Genomic DNA, 22,123 nt, shown 5'->3' with positions numbered 1-22,123 from the left:
TTTAAAAGTTTAACAAGTCAAGTCCGGACTCGGAATTAACAGGCCATTAACAGAGCGTCAGCTATTCAACACCTGTGCGCGTCGTCACATTCTTCAGCTGAAACACACCAACGCGATGAATGACCTCAACCCCCCCCAACGCGACGCCGTCCGCTACATCGACGGCCCGCTCCTCGTCCTCGCCGGCGCCGGCAGCGGCAAGACCAGCGTGATCACCCGCAAGGTGGCCTACCTGGTGCGCGAGTGCGGTCTCCGGCCAGACCGGGTCGCAGCAGTGACCTTCACCAACAAGGCCGCCCGGGAGATGCGCGAGCGCCTGGGGCGGCTGCTGCCCCGGGAACAGGCCGAGGGCCTGGCCATCAGCACCTTCCACCAGCTGGGCCTGCGCATCCTGCGCGCGGAGCTCGGCAAGGCGGGGCTGCGCCGCGGCTTTTCCATTATGGACAACCTCGACAGCCTGGCGCTGCTCCGGGACCTCCTGGCCGGTGAACAGGCTCGCGCGGCAGACCCTGCGCCGGTGATCATGCAGCGCATCAGCCAGTGGAAGAACGCCGGCCTTGCACCGGCCGCGGCCGCCAGTGCCGCGGAGGACGCCACCGCCCTGCTGGCGGCGCGCGCCTACGAGCGCTACGACGAGGCCCTGCGCACCTTCAACGCCGTGGATTTCGACGACCTCCTCTGCCTGCCCACGGCCCTCCTCGGGCGCTGCCCGGAGACGCGGCAGCGCTGGCAGGAACAGGTGCACTACCTGCTCGTGGACGAGTACCAGGACACCAACGAGGCGCAGTACCTGCTGGTGCGCCAGCTCGTGGACCCCCGCGGCGCGCTCACCGCCGTGGGCGACGACGACCAGTCCATCTACGCCTGGCGCGGCGCCCGGCCGGAAAACCTCGGCCAGCTGGGGCAGGACTTTCCGGCGCTGCGGGTGATCAAGCTCGAGCAGAACTACCGCTCGCGCACGCGCATCCTGCACGCGGCCAATACCCTCATCGCGAACAACCCGCACCTGCACGAGAAGTCACTCTGGAGCGACCTGGGCCCCGGGGAGCCGCTGCGCGTGATGCAGTGCGCCGACGAGGACGCGGAGGCGGAGCAGGTGGTAGCGGAGATCGTTGACCACAACCTGCGCAAGCGCACCCGCTGGGGTAACTACGCCATCCTTTACCGCAGCAACCACCAGGCCCGGCTCCTGGAGCTGGTGCTGCAGCGCCAGCAGGTGCCCTACCAGCTGAGCGGCGGTACGTCCTTCTTCGCCCGCAACGAGATCAAGGACGTCATGGCCTACCTGCGCCTGCTCATCAACCCGGACGACGACAACGCCTTCCTGCGCGCCGCCAATACGCCGCGCCGGGGCCTGGGTGCAACGACCCTCGCCGCACTCGGGCAGGCGGCCACCGCAGGGGGCACCAGCCTGGCCCGGGCCTGTGACGGTGCCGCGGTGCCCACGGCCACGGCGGAGCGGCTGCGCCAGTTCACCGCCCTCCTCGCACGCACCCGCCGCGCGGCCCGCGAGAGCGGCGGCACCGATGCCCTGCGCGATCTGCTGCGGGAGATCCGCTACGAGGACTGGCTGCTCAAGCAGAGCTCCGACGAGACCGTGGCGGAGCGCCGCATGCGCAATGTGTGGTTCCTGGTAGAGAGCCTGGGTTCACTCATGCGCCGGGAAAACTGCTCCCTGGAAGACGCGGTGGCACAGCTCCTGCTCCGCGACCTGATGGAACAGCAGGAGGAAGAGCGCGCCAGCGAGAGCTCGGTACAACTCATGACCCTGCACGCCGCCAAGGGGCTGGAGTTCCCCCACGTGTTTCTCATCGGCATGGAAGAGGGGCTGCTGCCGCACCGCAACAGCCTCGATGACGGCGCCATCGAGGAGGAGCGCCGCCTGGCCTACGTGGGCATCACCCGCGCCCGGGAAACGCTGACTTTGACCTGGGCCCGTCAGCGGCGCCAGTACGGGGAGAAGATCGACAGCACACCGAGCCGCTTCCTCGACGAACTGCCGCAGGATGACCTCGAGCGTATTGGCGGCACCGAGGCGGATAAAGAAAAGAACAGCGAGCGAGGCCAGGAGACCCTGGCCTCGCTGCAGGCGCTGTTTGACTGACGCCGGCGAGCAATAAGGAGCTGAGGCACCCCCGGATCACCGGGGGCCTAACGGTTCAAAGCGACCGGGCTCGCGGAAGACGACGCAGGCCGACGAAGCCAAGCAGGCCCGCCAACAGGGCCAGCAGCCCCGAGTCCCCCCAATAACCCCCTGAACACCCTTCTTGCTTCTACGGATAAACCCCGTAATAATTCATGCAATTACGGATTTATTCCGTAGAAAAATATCGGAGCTAACCATGCCCAAAGTCTTGCGTTATGAAATGCAGTGGGATGAAGAAACCTATGTACTGGCCGAGCGCGCCGCGCGTGCGTCGGGCTTAACCAGCATCAAGGCTTATGTCACCCAGCTGGTGAAGCAACATGCGCCCGAGGTTCTGGAAGCCTACAGCAGCATGCAATTGACCAACGCGCAGTTCGACGCTTTTTGCGAAGCCTGTGACAATCCGCCAACGCCAACTGACAAGCTGCGTAAGGCAGCACAAGCCCTTGACCAGGAAGGCCTCGTGCTGAATGCCGACCGTTGAGTTTTTGCCACTGGATCCACGCACGGTCAATGTCAGAACATTTGATTGCGGCAAGGAAGCCATCAACGTATATCTTCGCCGCTATGCGGCGAAGAACATGGCGCTGAACCTGAATCGGACCTTTGTACTTCCCTACACCGCCGAAGACAGTACAGGAAAGCCCAACGTAGCCGCGTACTACACCCTGGCCCATCAGACATTAGTGCGCGAGGAGCTGCCAGACCCGTCACGCCTGCCTCGCTATCCCGTTCCTGTCATCCTGCTGGCGCAACTGGGCATCGGCCGGCGGGTCCATCGGCAAGGCCTGGGCGCAAAAACACTGGTTACTGCGCTCAGGCATGCCTACCAGATTGCCAGCAACCCGAAGGGCTTGCCCGCCATGGGCGTGGTTCTTGATGTACTAGACCAGGACGCACTGGACTTCTACCAGTCTTTCGACTTCTTCCTGCCACTGACGGACAACCCGATGAAACTGTTCGTGCCCATGGCCTCCCTGGAGACGCTGTAACCACCCTTCCCAGAACATTTTACACCGCACGTCGGCTGGACAACCGGGGACGTGGACGCGCAGGGCATCGGCCGCGGCGGCCTGTCCCTGGCGCATTCGCCCTGCCGGGATTGCCAGCGGCTATCGGTGCTGAATTCGGGCGAGAGCTACTTCGGCACCGCGGACCCGGAATCCGCGAAGAGCCGTTCGACGTCATGCTTGCGCCGACGCGGAAGAATGCCACGCTGCTCAGTTTCAAGGGCGACGATATCAAGCATATGGTGCGCTTCAGCTAGCGAAGACCCGCCACAGTAAAGAGCAGCTCGAGGCGTCGGGGGGCCTATAGCGGCAATGGAGAGCGAGGCCAGGAGACCCTGGCCTCGCTGCAGGCGTTATTCAGCTGATTAGCGGCACTGATTGGAACAGGCCGCCGTGATGACCTCTTCGCCATCAGCCAACACGCTGCCGTCGCCTGCTGTGTCCCTGCCGAACTTAAGCTCTCCGCACGCCTCGCTGACGTTGCTGTAGCTGAGCGTCACCGGCTCTCCGCAGACGTTCCTGAAGCTCGCTCCGACGCCCGTCACCCACGGGGTTGAAGCGCCCGACATCAAGGCCGACGCCGCCCGCCTGCTCTGCTGGCACAACCCGGCAACCTGAAGGCTTCTGAAGCCCTGGAGGGCCGCTGACCGCGCGGCCATCATGGCTGCATCCGGGCCCCGGGGAACCTCGTCGGTCTACTGGCTGTTCTCAACCATGTAGTCGACGGCCGCGACGACCTGCTCGTCGGACAGGTCCGCCCGGCCGCCCTTGGCCATCATGGCCGTGCCGGCGACACCGTTGATACCGCTGTTGTGCAGCGCGTCCATGCCCTTCTCGATCCGGGGCGCCCACTGGCCGGCATCGCCGATCATCGGCGCACCGCCAGCGCCCGTTGTATGGCAGGCCATGCAGGCCTCGTTGTAGACGGCCTCGCCATCGACGGCCGCCGCCATCGCATCGCCGCCGCCCGCTGCAGCGGCACCGCCGGCCTGCTTGACGCAGCTGCTATCGCCCTGGAGGCACAGGGAGCCGACGGGCTCCAGGCGCTTGGCGATCTCGGCACGCTGCTCATCGGTGAGGTCAACGGCCAGGGCCGACAGGGCCAGGCCGCCGGCCGCGGCCGCCACAAGAATCTTTTTCAACACGGTGTGTCCTCCCTATTGGTCGGCGCGCATTATAGCTACTCGGCCGCCGGCCGGAAACTCGCGGGACAGGGCCCGCAGGGGCTGCTACGCTACGCGCCCGACCCAGTCACCGTGGGAGTCACCACATGCACCTGTACACCTATGACCCGGCCCCGAACCCCCGGCGGCTGACCCTGTTCCTGGCCTATAAAGGTATTGAGCTCGAGACCACTCAGATCGACCTCATGAAAGGGGAACAGCTGGGCGAGAGCTTCCGCGCCATCAATCCCGCCGGCACGGTCCCGGCCCTCGTGCTCGATGGCGGCACCGTCATGACCGAGGTCATCGGTATCTGCGACTACCTCGAGGCGCTGCACCCGGAGAAGCCGCTGTTCGGCGATGGGCCCCTGGCCCGCGCCCAGGTCCTGTCGTGGGACCACCACCTGTTCCTGAGTGTTTTCATGGCGATTGCCGAGACCCTGCGCAACGGCACCCCCGCCTTTGAGGACCGGGCGCTCCCGGGCCCCTTCAAGGTCACGCAGATACCGGCTCTCTGCGAGCGTGGCCGCTCGCGGCTCGCCCAAAGCTGGCCCGCCCTCGACAGGACCCTGGCCGGACGCGACTTTCTGGTGGGCAACAGCGTGACCCTGGCCGACATCGACCTCCTCGTGGCAATGGAATTCGCCGGCTGGATCAAGGAGTCCGTTCCCGAAAGCTGCGCGCACCTGCACAGCTGGCAGGCCCGCACCCGCGAGGCCCTCGGCATCACGGGCTAGGCCCCTGCCCCGCCGCGCGCTGACAACCCTCGCCCTCGCCGCCGTCCTCCTTGCGGGCCCGGGCGGCTGCAGCCGGGGGCCCGGGGACGCACTCGAGCGGTACCTCAGCCGCCTCGCGGGTGCCCTCGACACGCCGGCACCGGCTGCGGACAACACGGCCCCGCCGCTGCCGCCGCGTGTTGCCGCGCTACAGTTCGAGGTTGCCGCAGATAGCATCGATGCCCTCGACTTCCTCGCCCTGCGCGGCTGTGCGCTTCAGGTCACCGTCGGCAAGCGCAACAGCAGCCTGGGTCGCCTCGCCGCACCGTCCCAGCGTCTACTGCTGGAGCTGGAGTTCCTGCGCCTTGCGCCTGCCTGCAGTGACCGGCTACGCGAGGATGGCCGCGACGAGCTGGCAGAGACTCTCGACCGGGCAGTGGCGACCAAGCGCGAGCAGCTACCGGTGCGCATCTACAACGCCACGCTCGGGAGCGAGGAATTCCGGGACTTCTGGCGTGCACCGGCGGGCCTGGGCAATTACCCGGAAGCAACGAGCAGCGAGCCCGTCAGTGCGCTGCTTACCCTTGATGCGCTCGCCGCGCGCTGGCTGGCGGGTGACTACCGGGCCGACAACCAGGCCTTTGAGCTGCTCCTGTCCACCATCGCCCGCGGTGACGGCGGGGCGCTGCTGGCCGCGCTCACCCTGCAGCAGGAGGTACTGGCACGCGCCGACACGGTGCTGGCAAGGCGCGGAGCAGCCGGTCCTCTTTGCCCCGGCGGGCTGGTGCCCGGTGAGGTGGACGTGCTGCGCACCGTGGTGCGGAAGTTCTTTGTCGGCGAGGTGCAGCCCTGGTCCGCCGCCGTAGACCGTCGGCGACAGCAGCTGCTGCCGCCCCTGCAGGCCCTCGAAGGTCGGCTGGCAGCCGCGTTGCCGCCGAATTACGCAACCTGGCGCCGTCAGCGGGATACTGCCCTGGCGGCGGCCGGCGCGCCGCGGCAGCATGTCGAGGCCATTCTCAAGCTGCTCGCTGACTGTCCCGGTGGCCCGGGCCTGGCGCCGGCCTGACAGCGGCACGGGCGGACGCGCCAGGCGCCGCGCGGCGGTGGTACCATTAGGCCACGACAAGAGAAGGACGCCCGCCATGAGTGACAGCACCCGCTCCGCAAGCCGCCGCACCAACGCGCTGCTCGCGCTTTTCTGTACCGCCCTCCTTGCCGCCTGTGCCAGCGGGCCGCCAGAACCCATGGTCGACTTCAATCCCGGTTACGATTTCAACACCGTCGATACGATCGCCTGGTACCGGGACTCAGGCCATGTCAGCGGCGAGAACCCGCTCAGCCTCTCGGACATGACCATCGATCGTGTCGATCTTGCGCTCCGGCGGGCCCTGGAGGCGAAGGGCATCACCGTCGTCGATGATCCGGCGAAGGCAGACCTGCTCCTGAGCTGGCACCTGGCCACGGAAGAGAAAACGGATGTACGCACCTACGAAACGCCTGTCTACAGCGGCATGTACGGCGCAGGCTGGGGGCCCTACAACCGCTATGCCCTGTACAGCTGCTGGTCCTGCATGCCGACCCGCACGCAGACCACCGTTCGCCACTATACGCTGGGCACTTTTGTCGTAGACATGATCGACCCGGGCATGAAGAAATCGGTCTGGCGCAGCGTCACCAGCTCAAGATTGAAGGGCGAGCCGCAGCGCGATCAGGACAAATACGATACGGCCGCGGCGCGCATCCTGGCCGCCTTCCCACCGCTGCAGGGTCTTTCAACGGCCGATTAGAAGCGGCCGACGGGAAGCCAGCGCAGCAGCCTGCCGGGGCGGGCCACCGCGCGGCAGGCGCTAGCACATCTGCCGGAACAGCAGCATCAGGCGCTTGGCCCGGGAGAGGCGGGTGAACAGCTCCCGGGGGTCGAGGTCGCGGGTGAGAAAGTCGGAGACGCCCTCGACCGCTGTCACATCCACACCGTCGAGCTCGAGAAAGCCCATGCGCCAGTCGGCGAACTCGCGTTCCTGCGCGGGCTCATCAAAGAGCACCTCCAGCCGCTCGTGCCGCGGGTCACTGTTGACGCGGCTGAAGATCGCGCGCACATCGCTCTCGGTGCCCTCAAGCACCTGGAAAAAGGAATTGTCGCGGTGCAGCAGCACGCCGGTGACATCCCGGGCCCCGTTGTAGGCCCGTGCACTCTCCAGCAGTTGCAGGAGCTCATCGGCCGGCATGGGCCTACGCTGGGTACTGACGTAGCCGATGTGGTACAACGTGGGCTGGCCCCCGTTTTCGCGGCGACGAACGCTTTCGGAACCATCTGGCATAACCTTCCCTCCCTGGGGCCGACAGGAGAGCCGGCCGACCGCCGCTCGCGGGCAGTTCACTTGAGGCCCTTAGTATAGTCACCTATACTTTACATGTATAATGTCAAACTTAGTTGACAGTTTCGCGCCGCTGGCCCATGCTTCTGGGAGTGATTCGCATTGCTCCCCGCAGGGCACCGCGCGTGAAATTGACGAGGATCCCAAGCCATGAGTCAGACCATCGCCGCCACCGGCATCTCCGCCACCACAGAAAAAGCGACGCAGGAAACCCTGCTCTCACCCCGCTTTTACCGCACCGACTACGATGCCATGGATCGGCTGGATATCTCTCCCGTCCGTCGCGAATGGGACGAGATGATGGCCGAATTCGAGCGCGATGAAAACCGTCCTCATTTCCGCAAGGAGATCACCTTCGAGGACGTGAATATCCCCGAAGAACTCCACGACGAGTTCCTGGATTTCCTCACCACCTCGGTCACCTCCGAGTACTCCGGTTGCGTGCTCTATCAGGAAATCCAGAAGCATGTGAACAACAAGGATATCGCCGACCTCATGGGCTATATGGCCCGGGACGAGTCCCGCCACGCCGGCTTTATCAACAAATCTCTCAAGAACCTCGGCGTTGCCGTAGACCTCGGCTTCCTCAAGCGCGAAAAGGCCTATACCTTCTTCAAGCCGAAATACATTTTCTACGCGACTTATCTCTCCGAGAAAATCGGCTACGCGCGTTATATCACCATCTACAGACACCTGGAGCGGCACCCGGAGCATCGCTTTCACCCCATCTTCAAATGGTTCATGGAGTGGTGCAACGACGAGTTCCGCCATGGCGAGGCCTTCGCCCTGATCATGCGTGCGAATCCCCACCTCACCCGCGGCGTCAACAAGCTGTGGATCCGCTTCTTCCTGCTCGCGGTCTACTCCACCATGTACGTGCGCGACCACACCCGGCCCCAGCTGTACCGGGCCCTGGGCATGGACCCGACAGAGTTCGATTACAAGGTCTTCGACATCACCACGGAGATCAGCAAGCAGATCTTCCCGCTCACGCTCGATACAGACAACCCGGCCTTCCGCCGCGGCCTCGAGCGCCTGCGGGATATCAACATCGCCACCCAGGCGGCCAAGGCACGGGGCGGTGTCTTCAGCCGGCTGCAGCGGGGCTGGCTGGCCCTGCGCGGCGGTGCCATCTTCGCACGCCTCTATCTCATGCCGGTAAAGTCGAACGAGCTGCCGGAGCAGGTGCGCATGGCACCGGCCTGGTAGCGCGCCAGCTCTCCCGCCAGCGGCCGGGCCCCGTGGCTTACTAAGGCTGGCCGCCCCGGAAACGGGCGGCCACATCGAAGGCATGCGCCACCCCCGCCAGCGCCAGCCATAAGCCGAGCACCGCACCGGAAGCGCCGGTGAGCACTGCGCGCAGCGCGAGCAGCAGACAGGCACCGGCGGCAAGGTTTGGCAACAGGGCGGTGCCGCGCCCGAGCCGGAAGGACAGCAGCGCCTCCAGAACGACCAGCAGCAGGATCACATCGACGACGCGCCCGCTGGCGAACCAGCCCTCCACGGAACCGGTGCGGCCGGCTAGCGGGCGAAGCCGAGCAGGTGGGCCACGTCTTTGAAGAAAATGCGCACGTGCGCCACCGGGCGGGCACGCTGCAGCTTCTTCTGCGTATAGGCCTGCCAGGTAAGGTACTGCACGTCCGGATCCTTGCAGATCTTGACGAACTTCTCACGGCGCTTGTCGGTGGTGTACCAGAAGCGCTGCATCATGCCGAGGATGAAGAAGACGCGGCCGTGCTCGCGCATGAAGCGCTTGCGGGCCCGGCGCAGCACCCGCGCATCGCCTGTGGCGAGGAACTGCGCCACGGCCTCGCCGGCCAGGCGGCCACCGACCATGGCGTAGTAGATGCCCTCACCGGAGGCCGGCGCAACAACACCAGCCGCATCACCGGCGAGGAGCACGTTGCGACCGTCATCCCAGCGCTTCAGCGGCTTGAGCGGAATCGGTGCGCCCTCGCGGCGGACCGTGCGCGCCTCGGCAAGACCCACATCCGCACGCAGCTTCGCCACGGAATCCGGGGCCGAGAAACCCTTCTGCTCGCTACCGACACCAATACTGGTCTTGTCCCCGTGCGGGAACACCCAGGCATAGAAATCCGGCGACAGCCGCCCCTGGTACCACACGTCGCAGCGCTGCGGATCGAAGTCGGCACCATCGTTGGCGGCCGGCGATTCCACGATCTCGTGGTAGGCGAAGACGGTGCGCACCTTCTCGCCACCGGGTACGCAGCGGGCAGCAACCCGGGAGCGGGCGCCGTCGGCACCGATCACCGCGCGGGCCACCACCTGGCGCCTTTCCCCCACGGTGTCCTTGTCGAGATAGGTCACGCAGACGGTACCGTCGTCCCGGTACTCCAGGTCCTTGAAGGTCGCCGTGCGCACGGTGGCGCCGGCTTCCGCCGCCCGCTTGCGCAGCCAGGGGTCGAAGACATCGCGGTCCACCATGCCGACATAGGTATCGCCCACCGGCATGTCCACGCGCTCGTTGGCCGGCGAAACCATGCGCGCAGCGCTGATCCGGGCCACCAGCAGGTGCTGGGGAATGTCGAAATCCTCAATCAGCCTGGGCGGAATGGCCCCGCCACAGGGCTTGATGCGGAAAGCCCGCTCCAGCAGCAGCACGCTGTGCCCGCCGCGGGCGAGGTCTGTGGCAGCGGTAGCGCCGGCGGGGCCGCCGCCGACGATGACCACATCAAAATGTTCTGTAGCGTGCATCCGGGTTACCTCCCCTGGAGGACTTCGGCCATGGCTACGTCCCCGAAGGACGGTGCCGGCCGGTCATCTGTGTCAGCTGAAGTGGCAAGGCGCACGGTCATACCGAGCACTGCCGCGTAGAGGAACAGCGCCGCTTCGCCGGAAAAGACGATGGCGTAGGCGTGCGCCGGGTTATCAAGAAAGAGACGGGCCACATCGATGGCGACGGTGCCGAGGAAGCCGCCGAGCCCGAAGGCGATGGCCTGGGCACCACCCCAGAGCCCCATGCGGATCCCCTCACTGCGACGCTTGCCGCCGCCCGCCAGGGTCATCATGGAGGCAATGGCGGCGACTGCGAAGGCGCCATTGGCGAGGCCCAGCAGGAACACGTTCAGGCGCAGGGGCCAGGATGCGGCGTAGCCACCACCCAGCGCAATACCAGCAAGAGCCAGGGCGGAGGCGGCGCAACCGCCAACGGTCCACCACCGCAGAAGCCCGGGCGCGGCACGGCGGGCGGCGGTGCCGGTTATCGCAACCAGCAGCATGCCGAGAAGCACGCCGCCGTGCTGTACCCCCGCAAGCTGGGTCGACTCCCCCGGGGTCATGCCGAAGACCAGCCCCGCGAAGGGCTCGAGGATCAGGTCCTGGGTGCTGTAAGCGAGCATGGAGACAAAGACGAAGATGGTGAAGCGGCGCGCATCGGGCTCTTCCCACACCTCGCGCAGCGCCTGACCGAAGTGCGGGCGGGCTGCGGCACCGTGCGGTGACGCCGGGTCTGCGGCGGCAGGCGTCTGCGCCGCTCCCTCCACGCCCCAGAGGGCAAGCACGGTGACCAGGAAGGCGGCGGCCGAGACGGTACTCGTTACGGCTACCAGCCGCTCAGGGCTGAAGGGGTCAAGAAAGTGCCCCGCGGCGCCGGCGGTGATCGCAAAGCCGGCGATCATCATGATCCACACAATAGTGGCGGCAGCGGCACGGCGGCCCGGCTCGACCCGTTTGGCCAGGAGAGCGAGCAGTGACGTACCGGCGGCGCCGACGCCGAGGCCGATCACGACGAAGGAGCAGACGGCGATCGCCACGCCAAGGGCGTGGGCCGTCGCCATCACGGCGGTTCCCGTGGCTGCGCCGACGCCGCCCAGGGCCAGGGCGAACATACCGCCGATAATCCAGGGCGTGCGGCGCCCGCCGACATCGGAGCGATGACCGAAATGGGGCCGGCTCATCTGCACGACGTGGTGCAAAGCCACCAGAAAACCCGGGAGCATGGCCGGCAGAGCCAGCTCGACAACCATCACCCGATTGATCGTTGATGTGGTGAGGACAACGATGGCGCCGAGCGCCGTCTGCACCAGGCCGAGGCGGACGATGGACAGCCAGCCGAGGCCCGGCCCGCTCACAGGACGCTCCCGAGGCCGCGCACGGCCGCCGCACTGGTCATCATCCCGAGCACATAGAGGAGGACGCCGGTGCCGTTATACCAGGGGGCCAGGCCCTTGGGGTCCGTCAGCAGGCGCTTCATGGCGAAACCCTGCAGCACCAGCAGGGCAGCAACGATGGCCGCATGCCAGGGCCGATCCCAGGAGGCCAGGAGAGCGACGACCACTAGCTGCGGCACGGCCATGACCACGCAGGCAAGCTTCGCCGCCCGCTCCGGCCCCAGTTGCACGGGGATCGTGCGCACCCCGAGACGGCGGTCACCCTCGATGGCCTTGAAGTCGTTGAGCGTCATGATGCCGTGCGCGCCGAGGCTGTAGAGTACCGCCAGCATCAGGATTGGCGCCGGGGGCAGCACCCCGCCGAGCATGACGGCGGCGCCGGTGACCCAGGCCAGCCCCTCGTAAGCAAAACCACAGGCAGCATTACCCCACCAGCCGTTGAGCTTGAGGCGCAGCGGCGGCGCGCTGTAGGCCCAGGCAAGGGCAAGCCCGAGGAGCGTCGCCCAGAACACCGCCGGCCCCAGAATCCAGGCAACGGGCAGGGCAAGCAGAGACCAGCCAATAGCGTAATAAAGGCCGATGTTGCCGGGCACCCTTCCCGAGGGGATGGGCCGGTCGGGCTCATTGATGGCATCGACCTCGCGGTCGAACCAGTCATTCACCACCTGGCTCGCCCCACAGACGAGGGGGCCTGCCAGCAGGACCCCGGCGACCAGGGCCACGGGGCGCTCCAGTACCGGCGTACCAGCGGAAACGACGCCACAGGCGAAAGCCCACATGGGAGGAAACCATGTGACGGGCTTCAGAAGTTGCAGGAGCGCCCTGGGGTCAAGGCGCGCACTCCCGCTGACGATAGACTCGGAGCCTTGCATAGCTTCGACTATAGAAGGGGCGTCGGAAAGCGTCAATCGGGATTTACACATTTAGAGGAAAAACTGTCAGTTTTTTTTGACAGCCACCCGGAGCACCGTGCTCAGGAGGAGATCGCGTCCGTCTCCACGCCGGAAATATCGTAGCGGCGCAGCTTCGCGTAAAGGCTCTGCCGGCTGAGGCCAAGCAGCTCTGCCGCGGAAGCGCGATTGTCCTGGGTAAGCTCCAGGGCAGCGCGGATGCACATGGCCTCGATGATGTCCGTGGACTCGCGGACCAGCTCCTTGAGGGGCAGGCGCCCGACCCGGCGCGTTATCTGCTCGATCGAGGCCGGCAGGTTCTCACCGCTGGCCTGACCATCGCTCACCCGGCGGCTGACATCGCGGATATAGAAGGCGAGCCGGCCCCGGGGCGCATCCTCCAGGGTGCAGGCGGAGATCTCCACATCCGTATTCACGCCGCCGTCGCCGCGCAGCACGGTAGAAAAGAGCTTTACCGATCCACGCTCGTTGAGATTCGACAGCAGCACCGACAGGTCCACCCCCGAGCGGCCCAGCCAGCGGTCCGCAGACAGACCGATGACCCGGTCATCACTCAGCACCTGCGCGAGGTCCAGAAAGGTCTTGTTGGCGGCGAGCACCCGACCGTCCGTATCGGTGAGCAGCACCGCATCGGGCGCCCGCTGGAGGCTGGAGGGCAGGGACTGCTCGTCGCCCCCGGCGCCGTCGGCACTCTCCCGGGCAAGACGCACGAGAAAGCGCGTCTCCGTGCCCTGACGGAGGTAACTGACGACCGCGGAGAGCGGCGCGTCATCGACGGCCCGGGTGACGCCGGAGAGCAACGCCCGGCCGGTGGCCTGAGCCTCGCCGAGGAGACCGGCGACATCCCGCTGGGAACGCTCCGACAGCCCGAGAGGGAAGGGCTTGCCGACCACCCGCTGACCACCGCCGCCGAGGAGCTCGCCGGCAGCCGGGTTCGCCTCCAGGGTGCGCCCGCTGCCCGCGTCCACCACCAGAATGGCATCCGCGATCATATCGAACAGCTGCCGGTAACGGGTCTCGACCTGGCGCAAACGCCAGTAATCCTGCTCCAGGGCCTGCTGGGCATTGAGAAGCTGCTGGCGAAGGCTGGCGACCGGCCGCATGTCACGGCCGACGGCGATCACGCCGCCGCCGTCGGGCAGAGCGGCGAGCCGGTACTCGACCGGCAGTGAAGCGCCGTCCTCGAGGGTGTGTACGAGATCAATGCGCTGCGCGACGGCGGGGTTGGCAAGCGCCGCAGCAAGAACGCCGGCAAGGCGCTGGCGACTGTCGCCCGCCACGGTATCAAGGAGGGATCGGCCGAGCCAGTGATGATCAATATGCGCTGCCAGCTCACCGCCGTCTGACGCAAGCTCAGTGATCCCGCCGTCTCGATCGAGGACGAAGGAAATATCGGCCACTTTCGCAAGTAACCCAACCAGCGCTGCAGCGTCCCAATCGACGGCCATGCCCTCGCGTCCGCAAATATAAAAAAAGGCGTTTTTATATCTTTTGCCGATAAACGGCGGAAGCGCAGATTATACACATCCCCCACCCACACACGCACTTGCAGCCTGTGCATGTAAATAAAGTAAACGCCAAGATGCGATGTTTGTCAATTTCACTAGACTCATTTATGTGTCAGGTTTAGTTGACATGATCCGCCCAGGGGACTAACTTTTCCAAGGCAGCAGATGAGTAGCGGTTGGATGCGATCCATGGCAACACATTCCCCCGGCGGAGGTAGCTCGGCCTTGTACACCCCGGAACAGCGTCGCCGGCGGGACGAGTCCCCCTGGACGCTGGTTCAGGGCATCCTCGCCCCGCTCCAGTTCCTGGTTTTTCTGGTGAGCCTGGTACTCGTGGTGAACTTTCTCCTCAACGGGACCGGCCTCGGCGCCGCGACGGCTTCCGTGGTCGTCAAGACGGGCATCCTTTACGGGATCATGGTGACCGGCGCGATCTGGGAGAAGGTCGTGTTCGGCCAGTACCTGTTTGCCCCGGCCTTCTACTGGGAAGACATGGTCAGCATGCTGGTCATCGCCCTGCACACCGCCTATCTCCTCAGCTGGCTGTTTGACTGGTTCACCCCGGCGGGTCAGCTCTGGATAGCCCTTGCCGCCTACGCGGCCTACGTCATCAACGCGGCGCAGTTCCTTCTCAAGCTGCGCGCCGCCCGCCTGCAGGAGGCCGCCAATACGGCCGCCGCAGGTACACTTGCGGGAGCCGCAGAATGAGCAACGCCGTCCTCGCCAGCGACCGCCCCGGCAGCGCACCGATCATCCAGGAGCGTGGCCAGCGCGCTGTGTTCTGCGGCCTGACGTCAATTATCTGGCTGCATCGCAAGATCCAGGATGCCTTCTTCCTGGTCGTGGGATCACGGACCTGCGCGCACCTTATCCAGTCCGCTGCCGGCGTGATGATCTTCGCCGAGCCGCGTTTCGCCACGGCGGTGCTGCAGGATCGGGACCTGGCGGGCCTTGCGGACGCCAACGAGGAACTGGATCGGGTCGCCGCCCAGGTCATCGCCCGGCGCCCGGAAATCAAAACGATCTTCCTGGTCAGCTCCTGCCCCTCGGAGGTGATCAAGCTCGACCTGGCTAACGCCGCCCAGCGCCTGGGCCAGAAATACGACGGCCGGATCCGCTTCGTCGACTACTCCGGCAGCGGTATCGAGACCACCTTCACCCAGGGCGAGGACAGCTGCCTCGAAAGCCTCGCCGCGCAACTGCCCACCGACGACAGCGGCAAACCCGCCCTGATGGTCGCCGGCAGCCTCCCGGATATCGTCGAGGACCAGTTCGCCCGGCTTTTCGAGCAACTCGGCATCGGGCCGGTACATTTTTTCCCGGCACGCAGCTCCAATGAAATGCCGCCCATAGGCCCGCAGACACGCCTTCTGCTCGCCCAGCCCTTCCTCGGCAACACCACCCGCGCGCTCGGCAAGCGCGGCGCGACGCTGCTGCCGGCGCCCTACCCCTACGGCGCGGAAGGCACCACGGCCTGGCTCCGCGCCGCGGCTGATGCCTTCGGCGTCGCGCCCGAGCACTTCGACCAGGTGACCGCTGCGCCGAAGGCGCGCGCCATGCGCGCCCTGGAAGCACCGCGGGAGCGTCTTGCGGGCAAGCGCATCACCTTCCTCCCGGACTCGCAGATGGAGCTGCCCCTCGCGCGCTTCCTGCACCGCGAGTGCGGTATGGCGCTCGGCGAGGTGGGCACCCCCTTCTTTGACCAGCAGACCATGGCGGCAGAGCTGCCCCTGCTGCCCGAGGGCGTGCGCATCACCGAGGGGCAGGACCTCGACCCGCAGCTCGACCGGGTGCGCGCAGCGCGACCGGACCTCACGGTCTGCGGGATGGGCATCGCCAATCCGCTGGAATCCGAGGGGCTGCGCACCAAGTGGTCCATTGAACTGGTCTTCACGCCCGTGCACGGCTACGACCAGGCTGGCGATCTCGCCGGCCTGTTCACCCGGCCGCTGCTACGGCAGGACATGCTGGAGGTATAGGCGGCAATGGAGCTGACCTTCTGGACTTACGAAGGCCCCCCGCACGTCGGGGCCATCCGCATCGCCAACGCCATGCGCGGCGTTCACCTGCTGCTGCACTCGCCGCAGGGCGACACCTACGCCGATCTGCTGTTCACCATGATCGAGCGGGACCGCAAGCGGCCGCCGGTCACCTACACGACCTTCCAGGCCCGTGATCTCGGCTCGGATACTGCCGAGCTGGTCACCGACACCCTGAAAAGCACCGTCGAGCGCTTCCGCCCCAGCGTGCTGCTGGTCGGTGACTCCTGCACGGCGGAGCTGATCCAGGACCAGCCGGGCACCCTGGCCACCGGCGCCGGGCTCGATGTGCCGATCATTCCCCTGGAGATGCTCGCCTACTCCCGCAAGGAGAACTGGGGCGCTTCCGAGACCTTCTATTCGCTCGTCCGCGGCCTCCTCAACCGCCGGGCGCCGGAGCCAGGCTGGACCCGGCCGCCGCGACCGGAGGGGCAGCGGCCGAAGGTCAACCTCCTTGGCGCCAGCTCCCTCGGCTTCCGCTGCCGGGACGATGTCATTGAAGTGCGCAAGCTGCTCGAAAGCATCGGCGTGGAGGTCGGTGTGGTCGCCCCCCTCGGGGCGAGCCCCCAGGACCTGCTGCGCCTACCGGAAGCGGACGCCAACGTCTGCCTTTACCCGGAGGTAGCGGAAACCACCTGCGCCTGGCTCCAGCGCACCTTCAAACAGCCCACGATCAGCACCGTGCCGATCGGCGTCGGTGCCACCGGTGATTTCCTGCAGGAAGTCACCGAAACCCTGGGGCTGACCGGGTGCGAGCTTACCGCCGACGCCGTCTGCCGGCTGCCCTGGTACTCACGCTCCGTGGATTCCACCTACCTGACGGGCAAGCGGGTGTTCATCTTCGCCGATGCCACCCACGCGCTGGCCGCCGCGCGCATGGCGCGCGAGGAGATGGGTTTCGAGGTCGTCGGGCTGGGCACCTACTCCCGGGAGCAGGCCCGTGCGGTGCGCAAGGCCGCCAAGGACTATGGCCTCGAGGCGCTTATCACCGACAACTACCTCGAGGTGGAGAAGGCCGTGGCCGATCTCCAGCCCGAGCTCGTCCTCGGCACGCAGATGGAGCGGCACATCGCCAAGAAGCTCGGCATCGGCTGCGCAGTTATCTCGACCCCGGCCCACGTGCAGGACTACCCGGCGCGCTACTCACCGCAGATGGGTTTCGAGGGTGCCAACGTCATCTTCGATACCTGGGTCCACCCGCTGGTGATGGGCCTGGAGGAGCACCTCCTGACCATGTTCCGGGAGGACTTCGAATTCAACGACGACAAGGTGCCCTCGCACCTGGCCGCCGTCGGCGGCAGCAGTCACCGGCCCGCCGAAGCGCCGGCGGCCGATGGCGATGCCGCCATCCGCTGGGAAGCGGACGCCGAAAAGGAACTGAAGAAGATTCCTTTCTTCGTCCGCGGCAAGGCCCGACGCAACACGGAAAAGTATGCGACAGAGCGCGGCGTAGCCGCGATCAATGTGGAGACGCTCTATGAAGCGAAAGCGCACTTCAGCCGCTGAAACACCGCTGCGGTTTGTCCTGGTCACCCTGGACAACCACGTCACCGGCAGCGTAGACCGCGCCGCTGCAGCCCTGAGCAAGGAGCTGCCGGGGCTCGACATGCGGACGCATGCCGCCGCAGCCTGGGACAAGGAGCCGGAGCAGCTGGCACGCTGCCTGGCGGACATCGCCGAGGGCGACATCATTGTCGTCACCATGCTGTTCATGGAGGAACACATCAGCCCTGTGCTGCCGGCGCTGACTGCACGGCAGGCAGACTGCGACGCGATGATCTGCTGCATGTCCGGCGCCGAGGTCATGAAGCTGACCCGCATGGGCCGCTTCACTATGGAAGGCGAGGCCAAGGGGCCCGTCGCCCTGCTCAAGCGCCTGCGCGGCAAGACCGGCAGCGCCAAGTCCAGCGCCGGGGCGCAGCAGCTCACGGTGCTGCGCCAGCTGCCGAAGATTCTGCGTTTCATCCCGGGCACGGCGCAGGATGTGCGCGCCTACTTCCTCACGCTCCAGTACTGGCTTGCCGGCTCCGAAGAGAACCTGCAGCGGATGATGGCTTTCCTCATCGACCGCTATGCCGACGGCCCCCGCGCTGCGCTGCGCGGGCAGCTGAAGACCCACTCCCCGATCGAGTACCCCGATGTGGGGCTTTACGACCCGACTCTCAAGCGCGGCATCAGTGAAGACCTGAAAGACCTGCCCCGGGCGCCGAAGGGCTGCCGCGGCACCGTAGGCGTCCTGATCATGCGCTCCTACGCCCTCGCCGGTAACGCGGGCCACTACGACGCCGTCATCAACAGCCTCCGCGAGCGCGGACTGCGGGTGATCACCGCCTTCGCCAGCGGTCTCGACGCCCGCCCGGCGGTGGAAAAGTATTTCATGGTCGACGGCGAGCCGATGGTCGACGCCGTGCTCTCGCTGACCGGCTTCTCGCTCGTCGGCGGCCCGGCCTACAACGACTCGAAGGCCGCCGAGGACATGCTGGCCAGCCTGGACGTCCCCTACATCGCCGCCCACGCCCTGGAATTCCAGAGCCTGGAGCAGTGGGAGGGCTCTGCCAACGGTCTCATGCCTATCGAGGCGACCATGATGGTGGCCATCCCGGAACTGGACGGCGCCACGGGCCCCGCGGTCTTCGGTGGCCGCTCGGACGCCGCCGAGGGCAGCAGCGAGCACGACATGCGCGCCCATCCGGAGCGCGTTGACGTGCTCACCCGCCGCGTGGAACGCCTGGTTGCCCTGCGCCGCGGCCAGCGCGCGAAGCGCAAGGTCGCCATTGTCATCTTCAACTTCCCGCCGCACGCCGGAAACACCGGGACCGCCGCCAACCTCGCGGTCTTCGAATCGCTTTTCAATACGCTCCGGGCCATGGACGCCCAGGGCTATGACGTCGATGTCCCCGACGATGTGGATGCGCTCCGTCGTGCCATCATCGAAGGCAATGCGGCCCGCTACGGCGCCATGGCCAACGTGCACGCGCACATCCCCGCCGACGACCACGTCGCCCGGGAGACCTACCTCGAAGACATCGAGGCCCAGTGGGGCCCGGCGCCCGGCAAGGAACTCACCGACGGACGCAACATCTTCGTCATGGGCGCGCAGTTCGGCAACGTGCTGGTGGGCGTACAGCCCGGCTTCGGCTACGAAGGCGACCCGATGCGCCTGCTCTTCGAGCACGGTTTCACGCCCACCCATGCCTTCAGCGCCTTCTACCGCTACCTGCGCGAGGACTTCGGCGCCGACGCCGTGCTCCACTACGGCACCCACGGCGCACTGGAATTCATGCCCGGCAAACAGGCGGGCATGGCCGGCTCCTGCTGGCCGGACAGGCTCATCGGCGACCTGCCGAACTTCTACCTCTACGGCGCCAACAACCCCTCCGAGGGCCTGATCGCGAAACGCCGCTCCGCCGCGACGCTGGTCAGCTATCTGACGCCGCCGATCACCCAGTCCGACCTCTACAAAGGGCTGCTCGATCTCAAGGCTTCCATCGAACGCTGGCGCAGCGAGCAGGACAAGGGTGCTGAGGCCCGTGCCGATCTCGCTTCCCTGATCCAGAGCCAGGCGGCGGAGCTCGAACTCTGCCTCGCTGAACCGATCTGGGACGAGACGGCCGCCGACGCGATCGAGGCGCTGCGCCGGGAACTCATCGAGGTGGAGGAAACACTGATCCCCTACGGCCTGCATGTGGTCGGGGAAGTGCCGTCGCGCGAGGAGCAGCTCGATATGCTCGACGCCATCGCCCTGGCAAGCCACGATCTCACGCTCGACCGGGAAACGATCGCAGCCCTCCTCGACGGCGAAGAACCCAAAACCGTCGCGGCGCAGCTCTCGAAAACCCATAGCGTCGACGCCGACGAAGAGACGCTGCTCGAGGCCTGCCGCCAGCTTGCGCAGACCGCACTGATGCTCGGGACGGACAGCGAGCTGGATGCCATCCTCCGCGCCCTCGACGGCCGCTTCATCCGCCCGGCGCCGGGTGGCGACCTGCTGCGCACGCCGGACGTACTGCCCACGGGCCGGAACCTGCACGGTTTCGACCCCTTCCGCCTGCCCAGCCACTTCGCCCTGCGCGACGGCGCCCGGCAGGCACAGACGCTCCTCGACCGGCACGTCGGCGAGGGCAACGGCCTGCCCGAGTCCATCGCCCTGGTGCTCTGGGGCTCGGACAACCTCAAGAACGAGGGCGGCCCCATCGCTCAGGCCCTGGCACTCATCGGCGCCGACCCGAGGTTCGATGGCTACGGCCGCGTCTGCGGCGCTGTCCTGAAGCCCCTCGAGGAGCTGGGCCGGCCGCGCATCGATGTCATCATTACGCTCTCCGGCATTTTCCGCGACCTGCTGCCGCTGCAGACGCGCATGCTCGCCGAGGCGGCTTATCTCGCCGCCGAAGCGGACGAACCGGCGGAGATGAACTTCGTGCGCAAGCATGCCCTGGCCTACCAGGCCAAGCATGGCTGCGACCTGGAAACGGCGGCCCTGCGGGTATTCTCGAACGCCGAGGGCGCCTATGGGTCCAACGTCAACCTGCTGGTCGACAACAGCCGCTGGGAAGACGAGGGCGAGCTCGCCGACACCTACACGTCGCGCAAGTGTTACGCCTACAGCCGTTCCGGCCAGTCCGCCCCGCAGGCAGATCTCCTCAACTCGGTGCTGTCCAATGTGCAGCTCGCCTACCAGAATCTCGATTCCGTCGAGGTCGGCGTGACCACCCTGGACCAGTACTTCGACACCCTCGGCGGCATCAGCCGGGCCGTGAAGCGCTCCCGCGGCGAGGACGTGCCGATCTACATCTCCGACCAGACCACCAGCAACGGCAAGGTGCGCACCCTCGCCGAGCAGGTGGCGCTGGAGACCCGGACCCGCGTACTCAACCCGAAGTGGTATGAGAGCGTTCTCGAGCACGGCTTCGAGGGTGTGCGGCAGATCGAGTCCCATGTAACCAACACCATGGGCTGGTCCGCCACCACCGGGCAGGTAGCGCCCTGGGTCTACCAGAAGCTCTCCGAGACCTTCATCCTCGACGAGGACATGCGCAAGCGTCTCGCCAAGCTCAACCCCGCAGCCTCGGTCAAAGTAGCCAATCGGCTCCTCGAGGCCCACGACCGCCAATACTGGAACCCCGACGACGCCACCCTCGAGGCCCTCCGCCGTGCCGGCGAGGATCTGGAAGACTGGCTCGAAGGCGTCACAGAAGAGGTAGCAGCATGAGTCTTGACAATAACATCCCCGTACAACTCGTTGATCCCCCCGGCAGTCCGCCCGATGGCGACGGCAGCGTCCAGGTACACCTGGATCCGGAAATCGACATCGGCCAGGCCCAGGTCTTTGCCGTCTACGGCAAGGGCGGGATCGGCAAGTCCACCACCTCGTCGAACCTCTCCGTCGCCTTCTCCAAGCTGGGCAAACGGGTCATTCAGATCGGCTGCGACCCGAAGCACGATTCGACCTTTACGCTGACCAAGGCCCTCATGCCGACGGTCATCGACGCACTCGAAGAGGTTGAGTTCCACTCGGAGGAACTGCAGATCGAGGATTTTGTCCACGAAGGCTACAACGGCGTCATGTGCGTCGAGGCCGGCGGCCCGCCCGCCGGTACCGGCTGTGGCGGCTACGTCGTCGGACAGACGGTCAAGCTGCTCAAGCAGCACCACCTCCTTGAGGATTCAGACGTCGTCATTTTTGACGTCCTCGGCGACGTGGTCTGCGGTGGCTTTGCCTCGCCGCTGCAGCATGCCGAGCGTGCCCTGGTGGTCACCGCCAACGACTTTGATTCGATCTTCGCCATGAACCGCATTGCCGCGGCCATCGGCGCAAAATCCAAGAACTACAAGGTCCGCCTCGGTGGTGTCATCGCCAACCGCAGCGAGGCAACCGACGAGATTGACCGCTTCAATGCGGCCGTCGGCCTGAAGCGCCTGGCGCACTTCCCGGCCCTGGACGTCATCCGTCGCAGCCGCCTAAAGAAGTGCACGCTGTTCGAGATGGAGCCCTGCGAGGGCCTCGAGGAGGTTCAGCAGGAATACCTGAACCTTGCCGACTCCCTGCTTCGCGGCATCGAGCCGCAGGAAGTGACGCCCATGAAAGATCGGGACCTCTTCGACTTCCTGGGCTTTGATTAAGGCTT

At 66.2% G+C, this 22,123-nt stretch carries 19 protein-coding genes; 12 read left to right on the top strand and 7 right to left on the bottom strand.

The genetic code is table 11. The features are described 5' to 3' along the window. The first annotated feature begins 115 nt into the window (after positions 1-115). The 3 genes from HRUBRA_RS09530 (at position 116) to HRUBRA_RS09520 (ending at position 3,138) form a co-directional block, all read left to right on the top strand. On the top strand, positions 116-2,104 hold the full coding sequence (locus tag HRUBRA_RS09530) for a UvrD-helicase domain-containing protein (RefSeq protein WP_035516599.1): 1,989 nt from the start codon (positions 116-118) through the stop codon (positions 2,102-2,104). A 238-nt stretch (positions 2,105-2,342) separates the two neighbouring features. After that, positions 2,343-2,630 (top strand): type II toxin-antitoxin system TacA family antitoxin, encoded by a 288-nt coding sequence (locus tag HRUBRA_RS09525; protein ID WP_035516598.1) that lies wholly within the window; start codon positions 2,343-2,345, stop codon positions 2,628-2,630. After that, the gene (locus HRUBRA_RS09520; RefSeq protein WP_035516597.1) at positions 2,617-3,138 is read left to right on the top strand and encodes a hypothetical protein; all 522 of its coding nucleotides are present in this window, start codon (positions 2,617-2,619) and stop codon (positions 3,136-3,138) included. The genes HRUBRA_RS09525 and HRUBRA_RS09520 overlap by 14 nt, the downstream gene beginning before the upstream one ends. 713 nt (positions 3,139-3,851) lie before the next feature. On the opposite strand, the gene HRUBRA_RS09510 is transcribed toward HRUBRA_RS09520, so the two are convergent. Continuing rightward, positions 3,852-4,301: a c-type cytochrome gene (locus tag HRUBRA_RS09510; protein WP_052094609.1), complete on the bottom strand. Its 450-nt coding sequence runs from the start codon at positions 4,299-4,301 to the stop codon at positions 3,852-3,854. 125 nt (positions 4,302-4,426) lie between these two features. Between HRUBRA_RS09510 and HRUBRA_RS09505 the strand changes: the two genes are divergently transcribed. The 3 genes from HRUBRA_RS09505 to HRUBRA_RS09495 all read left to right on the top strand — a co-directional run bounded on the left by HRUBRA_RS09505 (position 4,427) and on the right by HRUBRA_RS09495 (position 6,822). Further along, positions 4,427-5,056 carry a glutathione S-transferase family protein gene (locus tag HRUBRA_RS09505; protein WP_035516592.1) on the top strand — a complete coding sequence of 210 codons (630 nt, stop codon included), beginning with the start codon at positions 4,427-4,429 and terminating at the stop codon, positions 5,054-5,056. A gap of 4 nt (positions 5,057-5,060) precedes the next feature. Further along, a complete protein-coding gene (locus HRUBRA_RS09500) occupies positions 5,061-6,101 on the top strand; it encodes a DUF3080 family protein (protein WP_201771578.1) in 1,041 nt (346 codons plus the stop codon). A 76-nt stretch (positions 6,102-6,177) separates the two neighbouring features. After that, positions 6,178-6,822 carry a DUF4136 domain-containing protein gene (locus HRUBRA_RS09495; protein ID WP_052094607.1) on the top strand — a complete coding sequence of 215 codons (645 nt, stop codon included), beginning with the start codon at positions 6,178-6,180 and terminating at the stop codon, positions 6,820-6,822. A 60-nt stretch (positions 6,823-6,882) separates the two neighbouring features. On the opposite strand, the gene HRUBRA_RS09490 is transcribed toward HRUBRA_RS09495, so the two are convergent. Further along, entirely contained in the window at positions 6,883-7,353 is a 471-nt protein-coding gene (locus tag HRUBRA_RS09490) for a BLUF domain-containing protein (protein ID WP_052094606.1), read from the bottom strand. Between the two features lie 207 nt (positions 7,354-7,560). Here HRUBRA_RS09490 and acsF point away from each other — a divergent pair, with 207 nt between their 5' ends. Then, positions 7,561-8,619 (top strand): magnesium-protoporphyrin IX monomethyl ester (oxidative) cyclase, encoded by a 1,059-nt coding sequence (gene acsF, locus HRUBRA_RS09485; protein ID WP_035516590.1) that lies wholly within the window; start codon positions 7,561-7,563, stop codon positions 8,617-8,619. A 40-nt stretch (positions 8,620-8,659) separates the two neighbouring features. Here the strand turns inward: acsF and HRUBRA_RS09480 are convergent, their stop codons facing one another. The 5 genes from HRUBRA_RS09480 to ppsR all read right to left on the bottom strand — a co-directional run bounded on the left by HRUBRA_RS09480 (position 8,660) and on the right by ppsR (position 13,899). Then, positions 8,660-8,914 carry a hypothetical protein gene (locus tag HRUBRA_RS09480; RefSeq protein ID WP_035516589.1) on the bottom strand — a complete coding sequence of 85 codons (255 nt, stop codon included), beginning with the start codon at positions 8,912-8,914 and terminating at the stop codon, positions 8,660-8,662. A gap of 17 nt (positions 8,915-8,931) precedes the next feature. Next, positions 8,932-10,125 (bottom strand): geranylgeranyl diphosphate reductase, encoded by a 1,194-nt coding sequence (locus tag HRUBRA_RS09475; protein ID WP_035516588.1) that lies wholly within the window; start codon positions 10,123-10,125, stop codon positions 8,932-8,934. 5 nt (positions 10,126-10,130) lie between these two features. Beyond that, positions 10,131-11,501, bottom strand: a complete 1,371-nt coding sequence (locus HRUBRA_RS09470; RefSeq protein WP_035516587.1) for a BCD family MFS transporter — start codon at positions 11,499-11,501, stop codon at positions 10,131-10,133. Further along, complete coding sequence (gene chlG / locus HRUBRA_RS09465; protein WP_084592571.1) at positions 11,498-12,412, bottom strand: chlorophyll synthase ChlG; 915 nt, start codon at positions 12,410-12,412, stop codon at positions 11,498-11,500. Before chlG ends, HRUBRA_RS09470 begins: the two co-directional genes overlap by 4 nt. 101 nt (positions 12,413-12,513) lie before the next feature. Then, positions 12,514-13,899 carry a transcriptional regulator PpsR gene (ppsR, locus tag HRUBRA_RS09460; RefSeq protein WP_035516585.1) on the bottom strand — a complete coding sequence of 462 codons (1,386 nt, stop codon included), beginning with the start codon at positions 13,897-13,899 and terminating at the stop codon, positions 12,514-12,516. A gap of 249 nt (positions 13,900-14,148) precedes the next feature. Here ppsR and bchF point away from each other — a divergent pair, with 249 nt between their 5' ends. Genes bchF through bchL form a run of 5 tightly spaced genes read left to right on the top strand, consistent with a single transcriptional unit; the run spans position 14,149 to position 22,118 of the window. Beyond that, entirely contained in the window at positions 14,149-14,667 is a 519-nt protein-coding gene (gene bchF, locus HRUBRA_RS09455; protein WP_144244436.1) for a 2-vinyl bacteriochlorophyllide hydratase, read from the top strand. After that, the gene (locus tag HRUBRA_RS09450; protein ID WP_035516582.1) at positions 14,664-15,938 is read left to right on the top strand and encodes a ferredoxin:protochlorophyllide reductase (ATP-dependent) subunit N; all 1,275 of its coding nucleotides are present in this window, start codon (positions 14,664-14,666) and stop codon (positions 15,936-15,938) included. Before bchF ends, HRUBRA_RS09450 begins: the two co-directional genes overlap by 4 nt. A 6-nt stretch (positions 15,939-15,944) precedes the next feature. Further along, positions 15,945-17,504, top strand: a complete 1,560-nt coding sequence (gene bchB, locus HRUBRA_RS09445; RefSeq protein WP_035516580.1) for a ferredoxin:protochlorophyllide reductase (ATP-dependent) subunit B — start codon at positions 15,945-15,947, stop codon at positions 17,502-17,504. Then, positions 17,476-21,207 (top strand): magnesium chelatase subunit H, encoded by a 3,732-nt coding sequence (locus HRUBRA_RS09440; protein WP_035516579.1) that lies wholly within the window; start codon positions 17,476-17,478, stop codon positions 21,205-21,207. Before bchB ends, HRUBRA_RS09440 begins: the two co-directional genes overlap by 29 nt. Continuing rightward, on the top strand, positions 21,204-22,118 hold the full coding sequence (bchL, locus tag HRUBRA_RS09435; RefSeq protein WP_035516576.1) for a ferredoxin:protochlorophyllide reductase (ATP-dependent) iron-sulfur ATP-binding protein: 915 nt from the start codon (positions 21,204-21,206) through the stop codon (positions 22,116-22,118). The genes HRUBRA_RS09440 and bchL overlap by 4 nt, the downstream gene beginning before the upstream one ends. Positions 22,119-22,123: the final 5 nt, after the last annotated feature.

The sequence above is a fragment of the Pseudohaliea rubra DSM 19751 genome, from assembly GCF_000764025.1.
Taxonomy (GTDB): Bacteria; Pseudomonadota; Gammaproteobacteria; order Pseudomonadales; family Halieaceae; genus Pseudohaliea; species Pseudohaliea rubra.
Note: the sequence above shows the minus strand (reverse complement) of the source record. Positions and strands in the feature narration are given on the sequence as shown.

Excerpts from the sequence above, each read along its gene's own strand:
- HRUBRA_RS09530 (WP_035516599.1), top strand. The coding sequence starts at position 116 with ATGAATGACCTCAACCCCCCCCAACGCGACGCCGTCCGCTACATCGAC.
- HRUBRA_RS09475 (WP_035516588.1), bottom strand. The coding sequence starts at position 10,125 with ATGCACGCTACAGAACATTTTGATGTGGTCATCGTCGGCGGCGGCCCC.
- HRUBRA_RS09490 (WP_052094606.1), bottom strand. The coding sequence starts at position 7,353 with ATGCCAGATGGTTCCGAAAGCGTTCGTCGCCGCGAAAACGGGGGCCAG.
- HRUBRA_RS09450 (WP_035516582.1), top strand. The coding sequence starts at position 14,664 with ATGAGCAACGCCGTCCTCGCCAGCGACCGCCCCGGCAGCGCACCGATC.
- bchL (WP_035516576.1), top strand. The coding sequence starts at position 21,204 with ATGAGTCTTGACAATAACATCCCCGTACAACTCGTTGATCCCCCCGGC.
- HRUBRA_RS09495 (WP_052094607.1), top strand. The coding sequence starts at position 6,178 with ATGAGTGACAGCACCCGCTCCGCAAGCCGCCGCACCAACGCGCTGCTC.
- HRUBRA_RS09525 (WP_035516598.1), top strand. The coding sequence starts at position 2,343 with ATGCCCAAAGTCTTGCGTTATGAAATGCAGTGGGATGAAGAAACCTAT.
- bchF (WP_144244436.1), top strand. The coding sequence starts at position 14,149 with ATGGCAACACATTCCCCCGGCGGAGGTAGCTCGGCCTTGTACACCCCG.
- acsF (WP_035516590.1), top strand. The coding sequence starts at position 7,561 with ATGAGTCAGACCATCGCCGCCACCGGCATCTCCGCCACCACAGAAAAA.
- chlG (WP_084592571.1), bottom strand. The coding sequence starts at position 12,412 with ATGCAAGGCTCCGAGTCTATCGTCAGCGGGAGTGCGCGCCTTGACCCC.
- HRUBRA_RS09505 (WP_035516592.1), top strand. The coding sequence starts at position 4,427 with ATGCACCTGTACACCTATGACCCGGCCCCGAACCCCCGGCGGCTGACC.
- HRUBRA_RS09440 (WP_035516579.1), top strand. The coding sequence starts at position 17,476 with ATGAAGCGAAAGCGCACTTCAGCCGCTGAAACACCGCTGCGGTTTGTC.
- HRUBRA_RS09520 (WP_035516597.1), top strand. The coding sequence starts at position 2,617 with ATGCCGACCGTTGAGTTTTTGCCACTGGATCCACGCACGGTCAATGTC.
- bchB (WP_035516580.1), top strand. The coding sequence starts at position 15,945 with ATGGAGCTGACCTTCTGGACTTACGAAGGCCCCCCGCACGTCGGGGCC.
- ppsR (WP_035516585.1), bottom strand. The coding sequence starts at position 13,899 with ATGGCCGTCGATTGGGACGCTGCAGCGCTGGTTGGGTTACTTGCGAAA.